The sequence below is a fragment of the Bacillus nitroreducens genome, assembly GCF_964021195.1.
In genome coordinates this window covers 1830045-1844340 of record NZ_CAXHYI020000003.1, presented here as the reverse complement: position 1 = coordinate 1844340, position 14296 = coordinate 1830045, and the positions used below count along the sequence as shown (strand labels likewise).

Sequence of the window (14296 nt, the reverse complement as noted above, 5' to 3'; positions counted from 1 at the left end):
TTTATTTCCCAACGTAGTATATCATATAAAACGAGATAGAACATAGGGGTGCTTGGATAAAAACCAAAAGTTTTCTAGAAGTCACAAATCATCAGTTGTGGATAGTGTGAACATTGTGGACAAGTTGAATTATTTTGTGAATATTCCAGCATGATTATTGGAATGAAGTCACCTATTCACATTTATCGTGATTATACTGTGGATAATGTGGATATCGTGGATAATCTATACACATCCCCGTAAAATAAGCATTAAAAAGGGTGCCCAGTTGTGGATAAGCACCCTATCTTGATTATCTTCGTTTTTGTAAAACTGACAATACTTCGTCAAGTGGAAGTTTTTGTTCACGTAGTAAGACGAGTAGGTGATAAATAAGATCTGCCGCTTCCCATTTTAGCTCTTCATGGTCACGGTTTTTCGCTGCAATAATCACTTCAGAAGCTTCTTCACCAACTTTTTTCAGGATTTTGTCAACTCCCTTATCAAATAGATAGGTTGTATACGCACCCTCTGGCATTTCCGCTTCACGTTCTGCGATTACTTTTTCAAGCTCATTTAAGATTGCAAATCGGTCACCGCTTGCTTCTTTTGTCTCTCCAAATAGGGATTCACTAAAGCATGTATAATTTCCTGTGTGACAGGCTGGTCCTGCTGGTTCAACTAGGACAAGAATCGCATCTTTGTCACAATCATATTTCATATCAACTATTTTTTGAGTATTACCTGAAGTTTCTCCTTTATGCCATAGCTCTTGTCTTGAACGACTATAAAACCAGGTTTCGCGTGTTTCAATCGATTTACGGAGCGATTCTTCATTCATATAAGCTAGAGTTAACACTTCTTTGCTAACAGCATCCTGAACGATGGCTGGAGCAAGTCCTTTTTCGTCGAATGTGATTTCTGGTATGTTCATCGGACATTGACCCCTTTCTGTTTTAAAACATTCTTCACTTCTTTGACGGATGTTTCTTTATAATGGAAAATACTTGCGGCTAAGGCTGCGTCAGCTTTTCCTTGAATAAATGCTTCAGCAAAGTGTTCTGCATTTCCAGCACCACCTGATGCAATTACAGGGACAGAAACAGCTTCACTAACATGCCTTGTTAACTCAAGATTAAAACCATCCTTACTACCGTCATCATCCATGCTCGTTAACAAGATTTCACCAGCACCAAGTTTCACCACTTCTTGTGCCCACGCAACTACTTCCCAATCTGTTCCTGTTCGGCCACCATGCGTATACACTTTCCAGCTTCCTAATTCCTCATCATATTTCGCATCAATTGCAACAACTATACATTGCGAGCCAAAGAAATCTGCACCTTCCTTGATTAGATTTGGATTCGTCACAGCTGCTGTATTTAGCGAAACTTTGTCAGCACCAGCACGAAGAATTCTTTTCATATCCTCTAAAGAATTAATGCCTCCTCCAACTGTAAAAGGAATAGCTAGCTCTGCCGCAACTTTTTCCACGACTTCAACCATCGTTTTACGCCCTTCATGAGAGGCAGAAATATCTAAGAAGACTAGTTCATCTGCACCTTCGGAATCGTAGAATTTAGCTAGTTCAACAGGATCACCCGCATCCCGAAGCTCAACGAATTGGACTCCTTTTACGACACGACCGTCCTTTACATCCAAGCATGGAATAATTCGCTTTGTGATCATTAGCCTTTCACCTCTTCTAGTGCCTCTTGGACAGTAAATTGATTGGTGTAGATGGCTTTTCCAACAATGGCACCAGAAACACCTTGTTCTTTTAATTGACTAAGTGCTTTTAAATCATCAATGGAACTGACTCCCCCTGAGGCGATGACTTGCTTACCAGTTGCAGCAGCCATTGTTGCAACCGCATCAATATTTGGACCACTTAGCATCCCATCTGTAGCGATATCTGTAAAAATAAACGTTTGCGCACCCGCGTTAGCAAGCTCGACACCTAGATCAGTTGCTTTTACAGAAGAGGTATTTAACCAACCTTCTGTTGCGACATATCCATCTTTCGCATCAATTCCAATTGCAATTTTATCTTTGTATTTCTTTAGCATCTCTTTGACAAATTCTGGATTCGAAATAGCCGCACTACCTAAAATCACACGGTCTACACCATTATCAATGTAGTAGGCAACATCCTCTTCTGTTCGAATTCCACCACCAATTTGAACTTTTGCATCTAGCTTTGCTGCAACTTCAAGCACATATTGGTCGTTTACACGCTTACCTGATTTTGCCCCATCTAAATCAACCATGTGAATCCACTCCGCACCTGCATCAGCAAATGTTTTTGCCATATCAAACGGAGAATCACCATAAACGGTTTCTTTATCATAATCCCCTTGAAGCAATCGTACACATTTTCCACCGCGCATATCGATTGCTGGGTAAATTGTAAAAGTATTCATAACGTCACCTTCTTTTCCACGATCGCAGCGTAGTTTTGGAGAATTTTGATTCCTAAATCACTGCTTTTTTCTGGATGAAACTGAGTTCCATACACATTTCCTTTTCCGACAACAGCAGGTACCTCTACATCATATTTGCTGCTAGCCATTACATTTTCACTATCGGTTTTCGCATAGTAGGAGTGAACAAAATAGACATGGCCACCATCGATTTTCTCTAGGAGTGGCGATTGTTGTTTCACCTCAAGGTCATTCCAGCCCATATGTGGAACCTTGTAGGTCTCACCATCAGCTGTAACTCCTGGAATTTTGGTGATTCTCCCTTTTAGAAAGCCAAGACCATGCGTGAGACCATTTTCTTCGCCCTCTTCAAATAAAAGCTGCATGCCAAGACATATTCCTAAGAGCGGTGTCCCTTTTGCAACAGATTCTTTTAAAAAGAATACTAACTCTTTTTCATGTAAAATGCTCATCGCATCCTTAAAAGAACCTACGCCTGGTAATATCAGACCATCAGCTTTATTAAGTTCCGTACCAGAACTCGAAATAAAATAGTCATAGTTCATTCGTTCAAGTGCCTTAGAAACACTATACAAATTCCCCATTCCATAATCGATAATGCCAATCATCTACAACATCCCTTTCGTTGATGGGACCCCCTTAACTCGTGGGTCGATCATCGTTGCCTCATCTAATGCGCGACCTAATGCTTTAAAAATGGCCTCGATCATATGATGTGTGTTGTGTCCATAATGAACGATCACATGAAGGTTAATTCTTGCTTCCAATGCAAGCTTCCATAAAAATTCATGTACAAGTTCTGTATCAAATGAACCAACACGAGAGCTTGGGAATTCAGCTTTCAACTCGAAATGTGGACGATTTCCTAAATCAACAACTACTTGTGCAAGCGCTTCGTCCATCGGAACAAATGCGTTACCATAGCGCTTGATTCCTTTCTTATCTCCAAGTGCTTCACGTAAAGCCTGTCCTAAACAAATACCAATATCCTCTGTTGTATGGTGATCATCAATTTCCGTATCACCATTTGCATTAACTGTTAAGTTAAACTTCCCGTGTTGTGTAAACAAATCCAGCATATGGGTCATAAATGGGACGCCAGTATCTAGTTTTGAAATTCCCTCTCCATCTATAGAAAAATCTAGTTTAATATCTGTTTCATTTGTTTTACGTTCAACTTTTGCTTGTCTTGTCATGGTTACACCTACCGTTATCCACATTTTTATAATCATATAAATTACCTGGTAATTCTAAATTGTGTGGATTACTATCCACAATACCCACAATATCCACAACAACCTGTGGAATAGTGTGAATTATTTAAATTGGTGAGCTATTTCATACGTTCCTCAACTGCCCTCGCATGGGCCTCTAATCCTTCTAATCTCGCAAATGCTGCAATTTTAGATCCTTTTTCTACAATTGCTTGTTTACTATAGGAGATGATGCTTGTTTTTTTGGTAAAATCATCGACACTTAGTGGGCTTGAGAAACGAGCTGTTCCGTTTGTCGGAAGCACATGATTTGGACCCGCAAAGTAATCCCCCACTGGTTCGGAGCTGTAGCGACCAAGAAAAATCGCACCTGCATGCTTGATTTTTCCTACCTGTTCCATTGGTTCCTTGGTCATGATTTCTAGATGTTCTGGCGCAAGTTCATTTACCGTTTCAATCGCTTCGTCTAGATCCTTTGTGACGTAAATTGCCCCAAAGTCATTGATAGAAGCTCTGGCGATTTCTTCACGAGGAAGTACGGCTAGTTGTTTTTCAACCTCTTTTGAAACTGCTTCGGCAAGTTCCATGGAAGGCGTTACGAGAATACTGGAAGCACGTTCATCATGTTCCGCTTGCGATAAGAGGTCTGCCGCTACTTCGTTTGGTAGAGCTGTTTCATCCGCCAACACTACGATTTCACTAGGACCAGCAATCATGTCAATATCTACATTCCCGTATACTTCACGTTTTGCTAATGCAACAAAAATATTACCTGGTCCGACGATTTTATCAACAGCTTTTATACTTTCCGTTCCAAATGCCAATGCTCCTACCGCCTGAGCTCCACCAACTTTATAGATTTCTTGAACACCTAGAATATCGGCAGCGACTAGCACTCCTGCAGGAACACGGCCGTCTTTACCTGGTGGCGATACCATCACTATTCTCTCTACACCTGCTACCTGAGCAGGGATAACATTCATTAGCACTGAAGAAGGATATGCTGCCTTTCCACCAGGAACATAGACACCAACTGCATCTAGTGGTGTGATTTTTTGCCCAAGGATCGTTCCGTTTTCCTTCATTGTCATCCAAGATTGCTTCACTTGACGGCTGTGGTAATCCCGAATATTTTCAGCTGCTTCCTTAATAATTGGTACTAGATTTTCATCTAGCTTTTGATAGGCTTCTTCAATATCTGTATCATTGACCTTTAACTCATCAAGTAATACCCCATCAAATTTTTCGGTGTAGGAACGAAGAGCGTTGTCTCCTTCTCTTTGTACTTCAGCAAGAATTTCCAATACTGCTTTCCTTTGCTCATCTGTCCCACTATCAATTGTTCTTTTCAGTGAAACAGTGCTCGTTACACGTTCAATTCGCATGCTGTGTCGTCCTTTCTACTCGGATACTACTTTCGATAGTCGCTCAACAATTTCATCAATTTGTTGATCTTTTAAGCGATAACTCACAGGATTCACGATGAGGCGTGAAGTGATATCTGCAATATGTTGATATTCAACTAATCCGTTTTCCCTTAGTGTACGCCCAGTTGATACGATATCCACAATTCGATCTGCTAACCCAATTAACGGTGCAAGTTCAATTGAGCCATTTAATTTTATAATTTCGACTTGTTCTCCATTTTCACGAAAATAGCTGGAAGCGATATTTGGATACTTTGTCGCTATTTTTGGGGCTACACCATTCATCTTCACATGTGGAAGTCCTGCTACCGCGAGATAGCACTTGCTAATTTTTAAATCAAGAACTTCATACACATCTCGGTCTTCCTCAAGCATGACGTCCTTACCCGCAATTCCAATATCAGCTACACCGTGTTCCACATAAGTAGTCACATCTGTTGGTTTTGCCAGCATAAATCGAAACGGCTCGTCAGGAACATCAATGATTAGCTTTCTTGAATCTTCAAACTCAGGAGGAAGATTGTAGCCTGCATTTATTAATAACTCTACTGCTTCTTCAAAAATCCGTCCTTTTGGCATTGCAATTGTTAATTTATCAGTCATTTCGCTTCCTCCTTCCTACCTAAGAAAAAGGTTGTTTTTGCAAAGGCATTCGTACATGCATCTACATCTTTGATTCCAGCTATGTCTTGAAGGACGACTCTTTCACCTTGTTCTCTATTTTTCATAGCAAACCGAATCGCCTCTTCTCGTTGTTCTGAACTAAAAATGACGCAATGAATTTCAGGCTCATCTTGTGGCAAATCTAGTGCTTCTAGAAGTCGGTCAATTCGAATGCCAAACCCTGTTGCAGGTTGTGGACGATCAAATTTTTCAAATAAATGATCGTAGCGTCCTCCATTTCCAACTAAGAAGCCAACATTCTCTGCGTAAATTTCAAATAGAATACCTGTATAGTAACTCATATGACTGACAAGATTAAAATCTATTTTAATATGCTCTGTTACACCAAAGGCTTCTAATTTATTCCAAAGTACTTCAAGTTCCTCTGCTGCTTTTTTACCCTCTTCACATTCAACTAAGTCTTTTGCTTTCGTAATGTTTGTTTCATTTCCTCTTAATTGTAAAAGGGAAAGCAAACGTTGTTTATCAATGGAAGACAGAGGTAGGTTATTCACATGTTCCCTGTATCCAACGTAATTTTTTTCATAAAGATAACGTTGTAGAACATCAGCTCTTGCTTCGTTTCCAACAATCTCCATAAACAATGACTTCACGTAGCCAATGTGTCCGATTGGAACAGTAAAATTCGTAAGTCCCGCTTGCTTTAGTGTTGCAATCATAAGCGAAATAACTTCAGCATCTGCACTCGTTGTTGTGTCACCGATATACTCAATTCCAATTTGCTCAAATTCCGCAGGTCTCCCACCTTCATGCTGCTGAGCACGAAATACATTTGCCGAGTAGGCAATTCGTTGTGGATATCCGTCTTGATATAAACGTGAAGCTGCAACACGCGCAATTGGGGCTGTCATATCAGGCCTTAACACAAGTGTGTGCCCTTGTGAATCCAGCAGTTTAAAAAGTTGACGGTCAAGGATCGCCGATGCCTCACCGATTGTTTCATAGTATTCTAGTGTCGGCGTTTCAATAAATTGATAACCCCAGCTTTCAATTTGAGCGGACATTGCATCTCTAATTTTCTTTTTTGCTTCATATAAAGCTGGTAATGTATCTCTCATTCCTAACGGTTTTTCGAACATAAACACGATTTCGTCACCACCAAAGTTTCTATATATTCTATTTTCTCTCACCTTTTGTAAAATTTCAAATTACTTTAGTTCGCTAATATACTACCAAGATAAAGTATATATTACACCTATCCAAAACATGCGTCAACAAAAAAGTCAGAATTTAGGTAATTCTGCATGTCTGCTGGAAGCTATGGATTTCTGTTTGGAATGATGATTGATGTTTGAACTCGATTACAAAACAGGTTTTTGTAAGGAAAAGAGGAAGAAGGCAGGTAAAAGATGGAATGTCCAAAAATAATGAGTGGGTTTGGTTGATACAAGGAATACTCATAACATGGAACCATACACTACTACGCATAAAAAGGAGATGCTAAAAGTGCCTAATTTAAATGATAATAAATACAGAAAAATTCAGTCTGAAAGTTTTAAGCAAGGGAAGTCTCAAGAAGAGTATGCAAAAGAACTTGAAATGAACAAATTAAAAAGTCAAAAACGGAAGTAGTAAAAGGAGGGGTAAATCATGACGAAGCGCATGAATAAGGGTAGTCAAAACCAAAATTCGCCTAGGAGAGGTGGAAAGTTAGAAACAGAATTTGGCCAAGAATTCGCAAGTGGAGATAATAATAAAGGGAAAGAATATAACTCAAATCGAGGAAGTAAATCACAACTAAAAAATCCAAATAATCATTAAGCGAAAAAGGAACCTGTTCGGTTCCTTTTTCTTAAGTGCGCACTCTATAAAATCAATTAGCTAGTTTTATAATAATACCCATCAATTATCAACATAATTGATGGGCATTAACTTCATGATATTTGCAAAACCCGGTTATTGATCAGATTCCGCTGTTTGTTCTCGTTGTTCCCTTTGTTCTTTTGTATAAATCAATTGCATGGGGTTCCCACCGACAAAGCTACCAGCCGGAACGTCCCTGTGGACTAATGTTCCAGCTGAGACAATCGCTCCATCGCCGATTTCTACACCAGGTAGAATCGTTGAATTTGCACCGATCATAACCTCGTTGCCGATTTTAACTTCCCCTAGTCGGTATTCCGTAATTAAGTATTCATGAGCTAGAATAGTCGTATTATAGCCAATCACAGTGTTCTTGCCGACACTTATTTTTTCAGGGAACATCGTATCTGGCACAACCATAAGTGCAAATGCTGTTTTTTCCCCAATTTTCATGTTAAGAAATGTTCGGTACATCCAATTTTTCAACCATAGAAATGGTGTATAACGTGCTAACTGGATAATAATAAAGTTTTTGACTACCTTCCAAAATGAGACAGTTTTGTACATTTGCCAAAGCGAGTTTGGACCTGAAACAAAATAACGTGTGGTTCGTCGTTTCACAATGTTCTCATCCTTTAACTGAAACAATGTCCAATAAGTCACTCATGTTTTCAAGCATAAAATCAGGCTTATATTCCATTAAGAAATCCTTACCTTTATGAGACCAAGCCACACCTGCCGTCTTTGTCCCTGCATTTTGACCAGAAACAATGTCCTGATAATTGTCACCAATCATAATCGCTTCTTCAGGAGTAGAATCCAGTTGTTGTAAAGCGAGAAATACTGGTTCAGGATCTGGCTTTGGATTTTTCACATCATCTAATGTCACTACGACATCAAAGAATTGATCTAGCTTCGTAAGTTTCAATCCCATATTGACCGTACTTCTTAGCTTTGTTGTAACTACACCTATTTTAAACCCTTTTTCCTTAAGTGTCTGAATCGTCTCAAATACACCAGGAAATTCAGTCACTAATTCATCATGTTTTTCATGATTAAACCTTCTGTATTCAGCCATCATCTCTTCTGCTCGCTCGGGATCGATTGAAGAAAATGTCTCGATTAGCGGAGGACCATTGAATGGTAATATATCCTCTCGGGTGAATTTGCGATCTGGTAGGTATTTTTCAAATGTGTGTAAAAATGATTGTAAAATAAGTTCGTTCGTATCAATTAATGTTCCATCTAAATCAAATAAAAGTGTGTTAATTGCCATAGATAGGTTCCTTTCTGTTATTTTGTTCGACACGCTTCCAGATGAATGCAATGACCATTGTAAGAAGGGTTGCTGTGATAACACGGATTAACAAAAGCGGTAATACTGGTATCCCAAGTGGGACAAAAATCAGCGTGTCCTCGACAACTGCGTGACAAGCTACAAGGAATATAAACGCTAATGTTAAATCCTTCTTACTTACATTATCTTCTTTTACCGCCTGAATCATTACACCTGCACCGAATGCCAGACCGAATAAAATACCTGATGCTAGGGTTGTCGATGTATTTTCCTTCATTCCCAGCGCCTTCGTGATTGGAGTCATCCATCTTGAAAATACATCTAACCATTTTAATTCTTTTAAAATTTGAATCACAACCATTAGTGGAATGACGATGATTGCTAATTGGAAAATTCCCAAGGATGCTTTTTCAACACCATTTAATAGAATGCTACCCCAGCCAGAAATTTGTTCCTCCGAAGTAGGAGATACAAATCCATATTTTGCTAGTTCACTACCGCCATTCCAAACTAGATTAATTACGATGGCCGAGACAAACGCTAGTCCAAGTCTCACAAGGACAATGACCCAAATTTTGATTCCAACCTTAGCTGCCACGGTCGATTCAATAATCAGATTATGAGAGAATGATAGCATCACAGCTAAAATAAACACTTCTTTCACAGTTAAATCAAGTGTTAATATTGCTCCAATCCCCGCATATAGATTCAAAAAGTTTCCTAACACAAGTGGAATAGCAGCATCACCTGACAAACCAAACCAACCCATGATCGGAGAAATCCAATTGATGACCCAATCCAGTAATGGAGTATGCTGAAGCAAAGTAACAATAAGCGTAACTGGAAAAATGACTTTCCCCAATGTCCAAGTAGTTTTTAAACCTACTATAGCTCCCTTTTTGATTGTTTCTAGCAAGTCTTCCTCTCCCTATTGAAATTTATTTCTCTAAATATCGCTCGTTTGAATACCCTTTTTTTCTTCGATAAATAAGTACAATCACTGCACCAACAATTGATACAATTGAAATCAATTGTGCTACTCGAATATCTCCAAGCATTAAACTATCTGTCCGTAACCCTTCTACGAAAATACGGCCAACTGAATACCAAATAACATAGCTAAGGAACATTTCCCCACGTCGTAAGTTAACCTTCCGTAGCAGCAATAATAATGCAAATCCAACTAAATTCCAAACTGATTCGTATAAGAAAGTTGGATGATAGTACACACCTTTAATATACATTTGATCCATGATAAAGTCTGGTAGTACGTTATAGAAGGTCTGAATATGTTCTTCTGCAATCGGTCCCCCATGTGCTTCCTGGTTCATAAAATTTCCCCAACGCCCTATCGCTTGACCTAGGATAATGCTAGGTGCAGCGATATCGGCAATTTTCCAGAAAGATAGTCCTTTAACTCTTGCGAACACGATCGCTGTCACAACAGAGCCGATTAATGCACCATGAATAGCAATTCCACCTTCCCAAATTGCTATGATTTTGGAAGGATTTTGTGAATAATAGTCCCATTTGAATATGACATAATAGATTCTCGCACTAATGATCGCAATCGGCACCGCAAATAACATGAGATCCATAAATGTATCCTTATGCATGCCTCTCCGCTCAGATTCCTTTATCGCAAGATATAGAGCCAGCATGACTCCTAATCCGATAATAAGTCCATACCATTGAATCCGTAAAGCGCCGAATTCTAGAAACGTTGGGTCTAATGGTTGAATGTTTCGGTCCATTTTCTCAACTCCCTCTTTCACTATTTATTTTTTTATATGTCATCGTGCTCCTTATATTCAATCGCAGTTGAGAGACGATTTGAGAAGTCCTCTGCTGCATTTAATCCCATTCGTTTTAGTCGGTAATTCATGGCAGCTACTTCAATAATAACGGCTAGGTTTCGCCCTGGTCGTACTGGGACTGTGTATTTGGTTAATTCAGTATCAATGATTTTCATTTTTTCTTCTTCAAGGCCCAATCGGTCATACTGTTTTGTTTGGTCCCAAAGCTCAAGGTTAACGACAAGCGTGATTCGTTTAAAGTTTCTAATTGCCCCTGCTCCAAATAGTGTCATCACGTTGATGATACCTAGACCACGAATCTCAAGAAGATGCTCAATTAGTTCAGGCGCACTTCCAATTAGCGTGTCTTCATCCTCTTGGCGGATTTCCACACAATCGTCAGCTACTAAACGGTGTCCGCGTTTCACAAGTTCGAGGGCAGTCTCACTTTTACCAACGCCACTTTTACCAATAATCAAAACCCCAACACCATATATATCCACAAGTACACCGTGGACAGCAGTTGTCGGTGCAAGCTTGCTTTCTAAAAAGTTAGTAATCCTACTAGATAGTCTTGTGGTTGTCATCGGAGATTTAATCACAGGTACAGATTCACGTTCAGAAGCTTCAATCAGTTCAGGTGGTACATCCATATTACGGGAAATAATAATAGCAGGAGTAATATCTGTACAGAGCTTTTCCATACGGTTTTCTTTTTCGACCGTGGTTAATCTCCCAAAAAACGAGAGTTCTGTTTTTCCTAAAAGCTGAATTCGCTCTGCAGGGTAATAGTTAAAAAATCCTGCAAGTTCGATACCAGGTCTAGAAATATCACTAGTCGTGATCGGACGATTGATTCCTTCCTCTCCACTTACTAACTCTAAGTTAAACTTCTCAATTAAATCCTTTGTACTAACTTTTGACACATCCGTTCCTCCTTGGCGTGAATCATGTAGTTTCATTTTTATGATGTCATGTAAAAAGTCCAGTATAGCATGATTGAATGGACCTAGTTCTTTGTAAATAGTCTTTTTTCAAACTCATCCTCCATTTTAGCATTTTTCTTTATAACACCAAAACTTTTATCATTAAAATTGGTGAAGATTGTGAAACATATTCCTATAAAAGACATAAAAAACACCTATCATTATGATAGGCGTTACAGAGTGTAGACAAAGTCAAACTTGACTTGTCTACACTCCTTTTTTATAGGAAACACTAGTAGGCTTCACTTTTCCCGACTGTCTTAAAAACGCTTGTCAGACGAGGCGCGAAGCCGATCGAAGACGCGAATAGAAGTTGTCTTCATGAGCGGACGAGTGAGGCTAGCAACGAAGTATGCGAGCGCTTGTCAACAGTCTGACACCTACCAATATGGTAGGTGTTACACTTATTTCTTTTTCTCTTGTAGCGGTTCAACAATTACTTTTTGGATCAGTAGATTGAGAACCGAAATAATTACAGCTGCTAGGATGGCAGTGCCGAAACCTTCAATCACGAAGGAGTCTCCCATCAATAACTGTGTAAGCATTAATGTAATGGCATTGATAACGAATAAAAATAGACCTAATGATAGTACTGTAACAGGCAAAGTTAATAGGATGAGTATCGGTTTAACAATGACGTTTAATATAGATAGGATCACACTTGCCAAGATCGCTGCGCCAACGCCCTCTAAGTGAAAAGTATCAACATATCCCGCAACAACCATTAGTATGATGCTATTGACAATTATGCTAGCAATCCATCTCATTATCTATAGATATCTCCTTCATTGGGTACGATAAAAATCCAAGCGAGATAAATGAGCCCTAGGGAACCAACTCCTAGAATGAAACCCACAACCGCTAAAATGCGTAAGAGTGATGCATCAATGCCCGTATAATCTGCTAAGCCACCTAGCACTCCACCTAACATTCGATTATGGGTGGAGCGGTATAATTTCTTTTTCATATTCAACACCTCAAAGTGGTTTAATCCCGCATTAACTGGCAGTAAAGACCCCCCACTACAAGTTTTTTTGGGACAACCAATATATTTTTTGCAGGGATCAAACTGCCAGTAAAAGCCCGAACGAATGAAAAAAGACTATGAGTGACACATCCTGTGTCAACGTCTTTGTGACCACTATGTTGGGCTTCAACTAACACTCAGTACAAAATACTCTCACTGAATCACTTTATATTGATTGATCCCGTTTTTGTTTCAGCAAACAGATGAAGCTTTTGCACTTTGTCTTCATTTGCTTTAAATCGAAGAGATTTTTGAACCACTTCATTCTTCTCTTCGATGATTGACATCATCGGAAGCGTTGACTTGAAGTTACCAAGATTGGATTTCAATTCTCCATCAACTTGGTAGTCATTCGAAATAAACATATCAATGCTACCTGTTGTTGTTTTTACATAAGCCGTATGGCATGTATCTCCTTGGATATCGCACGTGATATTCCCGTTAAAGCTTTGAAGATCCACTTTTTTAAAAAGACCTGTTGTAGTAACAGTACCATTAATCGTTTCTGCTTCAAAGTCCTTGCTCGTCATTTGGTTTGCTTTGATATGCCCGTTTGCCGTCTCCACTTCAACAGAATCCGTTTCAAAATTCGAGATTGTAATGGCTCCATTTGCTGTTTTCGCACGGAATTCCTTCACTCGTAAATTTTCCCCAGATATCGGTCCGTTAAACATCCGGACTTTGACGGTTTCATAATTTTCCTGCGGTACATAAATCTTCGCATGAACCTTCATTTGCTTTTTATGGATAGAGAGACGTAGTGCACCATTCTCAATCGAGAAAAGAACATCCTCAAGAAATGCTTTTCTTGCACGTTCCTGGTTTTCAATATTATATACTTTTGCATCACATTCAACTCGAACATCTTGCTCTTCCCAAGGAATGATTGTAATACTACCATTTGACACATCTAGGTCAAGCTTGGTAATGTATACGTCCTTGTGTTGGAATATATGTTTCACTTCAACCGCATTTCCGAAATTAAAGTCGAGATCTAGATCTTTGATTTTTTTCAATGCTGTGTCGATAAAATCCATAAACTTGTGTTTCGCTGATCCTTTGCTATCATACGAGCTTTGGTTCTGTTGGGATTGCTCATACTGGACCTGAGTAGAAAGCTCTGTCTTAATTTCTTGGATTGGATCCTGAGTCTCGCTTACCTCTCCAGAATGAAGCTTTTCAATTAGAACGATCGCTTCTTCTGCCGTTAGTTTCCCTTCTTCAACTAGCTTTAAAATTCGTTTTTGTTCCTCTTTCATGAGCTAATTCCTCCTTTAAAATTCTTCGTGTGCTAAAACTTGAATACCTTTCACAATATTCCAAATCACAATTCCGATATTGATAAGGCCTAATAGGATGAACACAAGTATCATAACAACTGCGAACACCTCTACAGACCATAGAAAGAAAAACGGAATGATGATAAAAATGAGGGTTGCAAATGGAATTATATGTGAGACTAATGCATGTAAAGCATGCTTTTTTACTGTAGGATTTTGAACGACGATGTACACGACGACTGGTAAAATAAACCCTGCAAAGAAAATACTAAAGTAACACAACGCTGCAATTAATTTATCTGTATTCACTCTACATCTCCCCTTTATAACTCTATATACGGTAGCTACACATTATTGGT

General features: G+C 39.1%; 19 protein-coding genes. 2 read left to right on the top strand and 17 right to left on the bottom strand.

All coding sequences use genetic code 11. The features are described 5' to 3' along the window. Window positions 1-292 precede the first annotated feature (292 nt). The 8 genes from hisIE to ACWPVE_RS12675 all read right to left on the bottom strand — a co-directional run bounded on the left by hisIE (window position 293) and on the right by ACWPVE_RS12675 (window position 6827). Window positions 293-913 (bottom strand): bifunctional phosphoribosyl-AMP cyclohydrolase/phosphoribosyl-ATP diphosphatase HisIE, encoded by a 621-nt coding sequence (gene hisIE, locus ACWPVE_RS12710; RefSeq protein ID WP_453993874.1) that lies wholly within the window; start codon window positions 911-913, stop codon window positions 293-295. After that, window positions 910-1668, bottom strand: a complete 759-nt coding sequence (gene hisF / locus ACWPVE_RS12705) for an imidazole glycerol phosphate synthase subunit HisF (RefSeq protein ID WP_453993871.1) — start codon at window positions 1666-1668, stop codon at window positions 910-912. Before hisF ends, hisIE begins: the two co-directional genes overlap by 4 nt. Continuing rightward, on the bottom strand, window positions 1668-2402 hold the full coding sequence (gene hisA, locus ACWPVE_RS12700) for a 1-(5-phosphoribosyl)-5-[(5-phosphoribosylamino)methylideneamino]imidazole-4-carboxamide isomerase (protein ID WP_453993869.1): 735 nt from the start codon (window positions 2400-2402) through the stop codon (window positions 1668-1670). The genes hisF and hisA overlap by 1 nt, the downstream gene beginning before the upstream one ends. Then, complete coding sequence (gene hisH / locus ACWPVE_RS12695) at window positions 2399-3031, bottom strand: imidazole glycerol phosphate synthase subunit HisH (protein WP_453993867.1); 633 nt, start codon at window positions 3029-3031, stop codon at window positions 2399-2401. Before hisH ends, hisA begins: the two co-directional genes overlap by 4 nt. Further along, a complete protein-coding gene (gene hisB / locus ACWPVE_RS12690; protein ID WP_453993865.1) occupies window positions 3032-3619 on the bottom strand; it encodes an imidazoleglycerol-phosphate dehydratase HisB in 588 nt (195 codons plus the stop codon). 137 nt (window positions 3620-3756) lie between these two features. Beyond that, window positions 3757-5022, bottom strand: a complete 1266-nt coding sequence (hisD, locus tag ACWPVE_RS12685; protein WP_453993863.1) for a histidinol dehydrogenase — start codon at window positions 5020-5022, stop codon at window positions 3757-3759. Between the two features lie 15 nt (window positions 5023-5037). After that, on the bottom strand, window positions 5038-5667 hold the full coding sequence (hisG, locus tag ACWPVE_RS12680; RefSeq protein ID WP_453993861.1) for an ATP phosphoribosyltransferase: 630 nt from the start codon (window positions 5665-5667) through the stop codon (window positions 5038-5040). Next, on the bottom strand, window positions 5664-6827 hold the full coding sequence (locus ACWPVE_RS12675; RefSeq protein ID WP_453997506.1) for an ATP phosphoribosyltransferase regulatory subunit: 1164 nt from the start codon (window positions 6825-6827) through the stop codon (window positions 5664-5666). Before ACWPVE_RS12675 ends, hisG begins: the two co-directional genes overlap by 4 nt. 367 nt (window positions 6828-7194) lie before the next feature. On the opposite strand from ACWPVE_RS12675, the gene ACWPVE_RS12670 reads away from it, so the two are divergent. Together ACWPVE_RS12670 and ACWPVE_RS12665 are read left to right on the top strand one after the other, a co-directional pair. Then, complete coding sequence (locus tag ACWPVE_RS12670) at window positions 7195-7320, top strand: hypothetical protein (protein ID WP_453993859.1); 126 nt, start codon at window positions 7195-7197, stop codon at window positions 7318-7320. A gap of 18 nt (window positions 7321-7338) precedes the next feature. Beyond that, window positions 7339-7509 (top strand): imidazoleglycerol-phosphate dehydratase, encoded by a 171-nt coding sequence (locus ACWPVE_RS12665; protein ID WP_453993857.1) that lies wholly within the window; start codon window positions 7339-7341, stop codon window positions 7507-7509. A 135-nt stretch (window positions 7510-7644) separates the two neighbouring features. On the opposite strand, the gene ACWPVE_RS12660 is transcribed toward ACWPVE_RS12665, so the two are convergent. From ACWPVE_RS12660 to ACWPVE_RS12620, 9 genes are all read right to left on the bottom strand, one after another. Further along, on the bottom strand, window positions 7645-8118 hold the full coding sequence (locus ACWPVE_RS12660) for an acyltransferase (protein WP_453997504.1): 474 nt from the start codon (window positions 8116-8118) through the stop codon (window positions 7645-7647). A gap of 61 nt (window positions 8119-8179) precedes the next feature. Then, window positions 8180-8827 carry a pyrophosphatase PpaX gene (gene ppaX, locus ACWPVE_RS12655; RefSeq protein ID WP_453993855.1) on the bottom strand — a complete coding sequence of 216 codons (648 nt, stop codon included), beginning with the start codon at window positions 8825-8827 and terminating at the stop codon, window positions 8180-8182. Beyond that, window positions 8817-9764, bottom strand: a complete 948-nt coding sequence (locus tag ACWPVE_RS12650; protein WP_453993853.1) for a nucleoside recognition domain-containing protein — start codon at window positions 9762-9764, stop codon at window positions 8817-8819. The genes ppaX and ACWPVE_RS12650 overlap by 11 nt, the downstream gene beginning before the upstream one ends. Before the next feature lie 22 nt (window positions 9765-9786). Then, a complete protein-coding gene (gene lgt, locus ACWPVE_RS12645; protein WP_453993851.1) occupies window positions 9787-10602 on the bottom strand; it encodes a prolipoprotein diacylglyceryl transferase in 816 nt (271 codons plus the stop codon). Between the two features lie 32 nt (window positions 10603-10634). Next, window positions 10635-11570, bottom strand: a complete 936-nt coding sequence (gene hprK / locus ACWPVE_RS12640) for an HPr(Ser) kinase/phosphatase (RefSeq protein ID WP_453993849.1) — start codon at window positions 11568-11570, stop codon at window positions 10635-10637. A gap of 464 nt (window positions 11571-12034) precedes the next feature. Next, the gene (locus tag ACWPVE_RS12635; RefSeq protein ID WP_453993847.1) at window positions 12035-12397 is read right to left on the bottom strand and encodes a phage holin family protein; all 363 of its coding nucleotides are present in this window, start codon (window positions 12395-12397) and stop codon (window positions 12035-12037) included. Further along, on the bottom strand, window positions 12397-12597 hold the full coding sequence (locus ACWPVE_RS12630; protein WP_453993845.1) for a PspC domain-containing protein: 201 nt from the start codon (window positions 12595-12597) through the stop codon (window positions 12397-12399). Before ACWPVE_RS12630 ends, ACWPVE_RS12635 begins: the two co-directional genes overlap by 1 nt. Window positions 12598-12818: 221 nt before the next feature. Next, the gene (locus ACWPVE_RS12625) at window positions 12819-13916 is read right to left on the bottom strand and encodes a DUF4097 family beta strand repeat-containing protein (RefSeq protein WP_453993843.1); all 1098 of its coding nucleotides are present in this window, start codon (window positions 13914-13916) and stop codon (window positions 12819-12821) included. A 15-nt stretch (window positions 13917-13931) separates the two neighbouring features. After that, window positions 13932-14246 carry a DUF4870 domain-containing protein gene (locus tag ACWPVE_RS12620; protein WP_453993841.1) on the bottom strand — a complete coding sequence of 105 codons (315 nt, stop codon included), beginning with the start codon at window positions 14244-14246 and terminating at the stop codon, window positions 13932-13934. Between the last annotated feature and the right edge of the window lie 50 nt (window positions 14247-14296).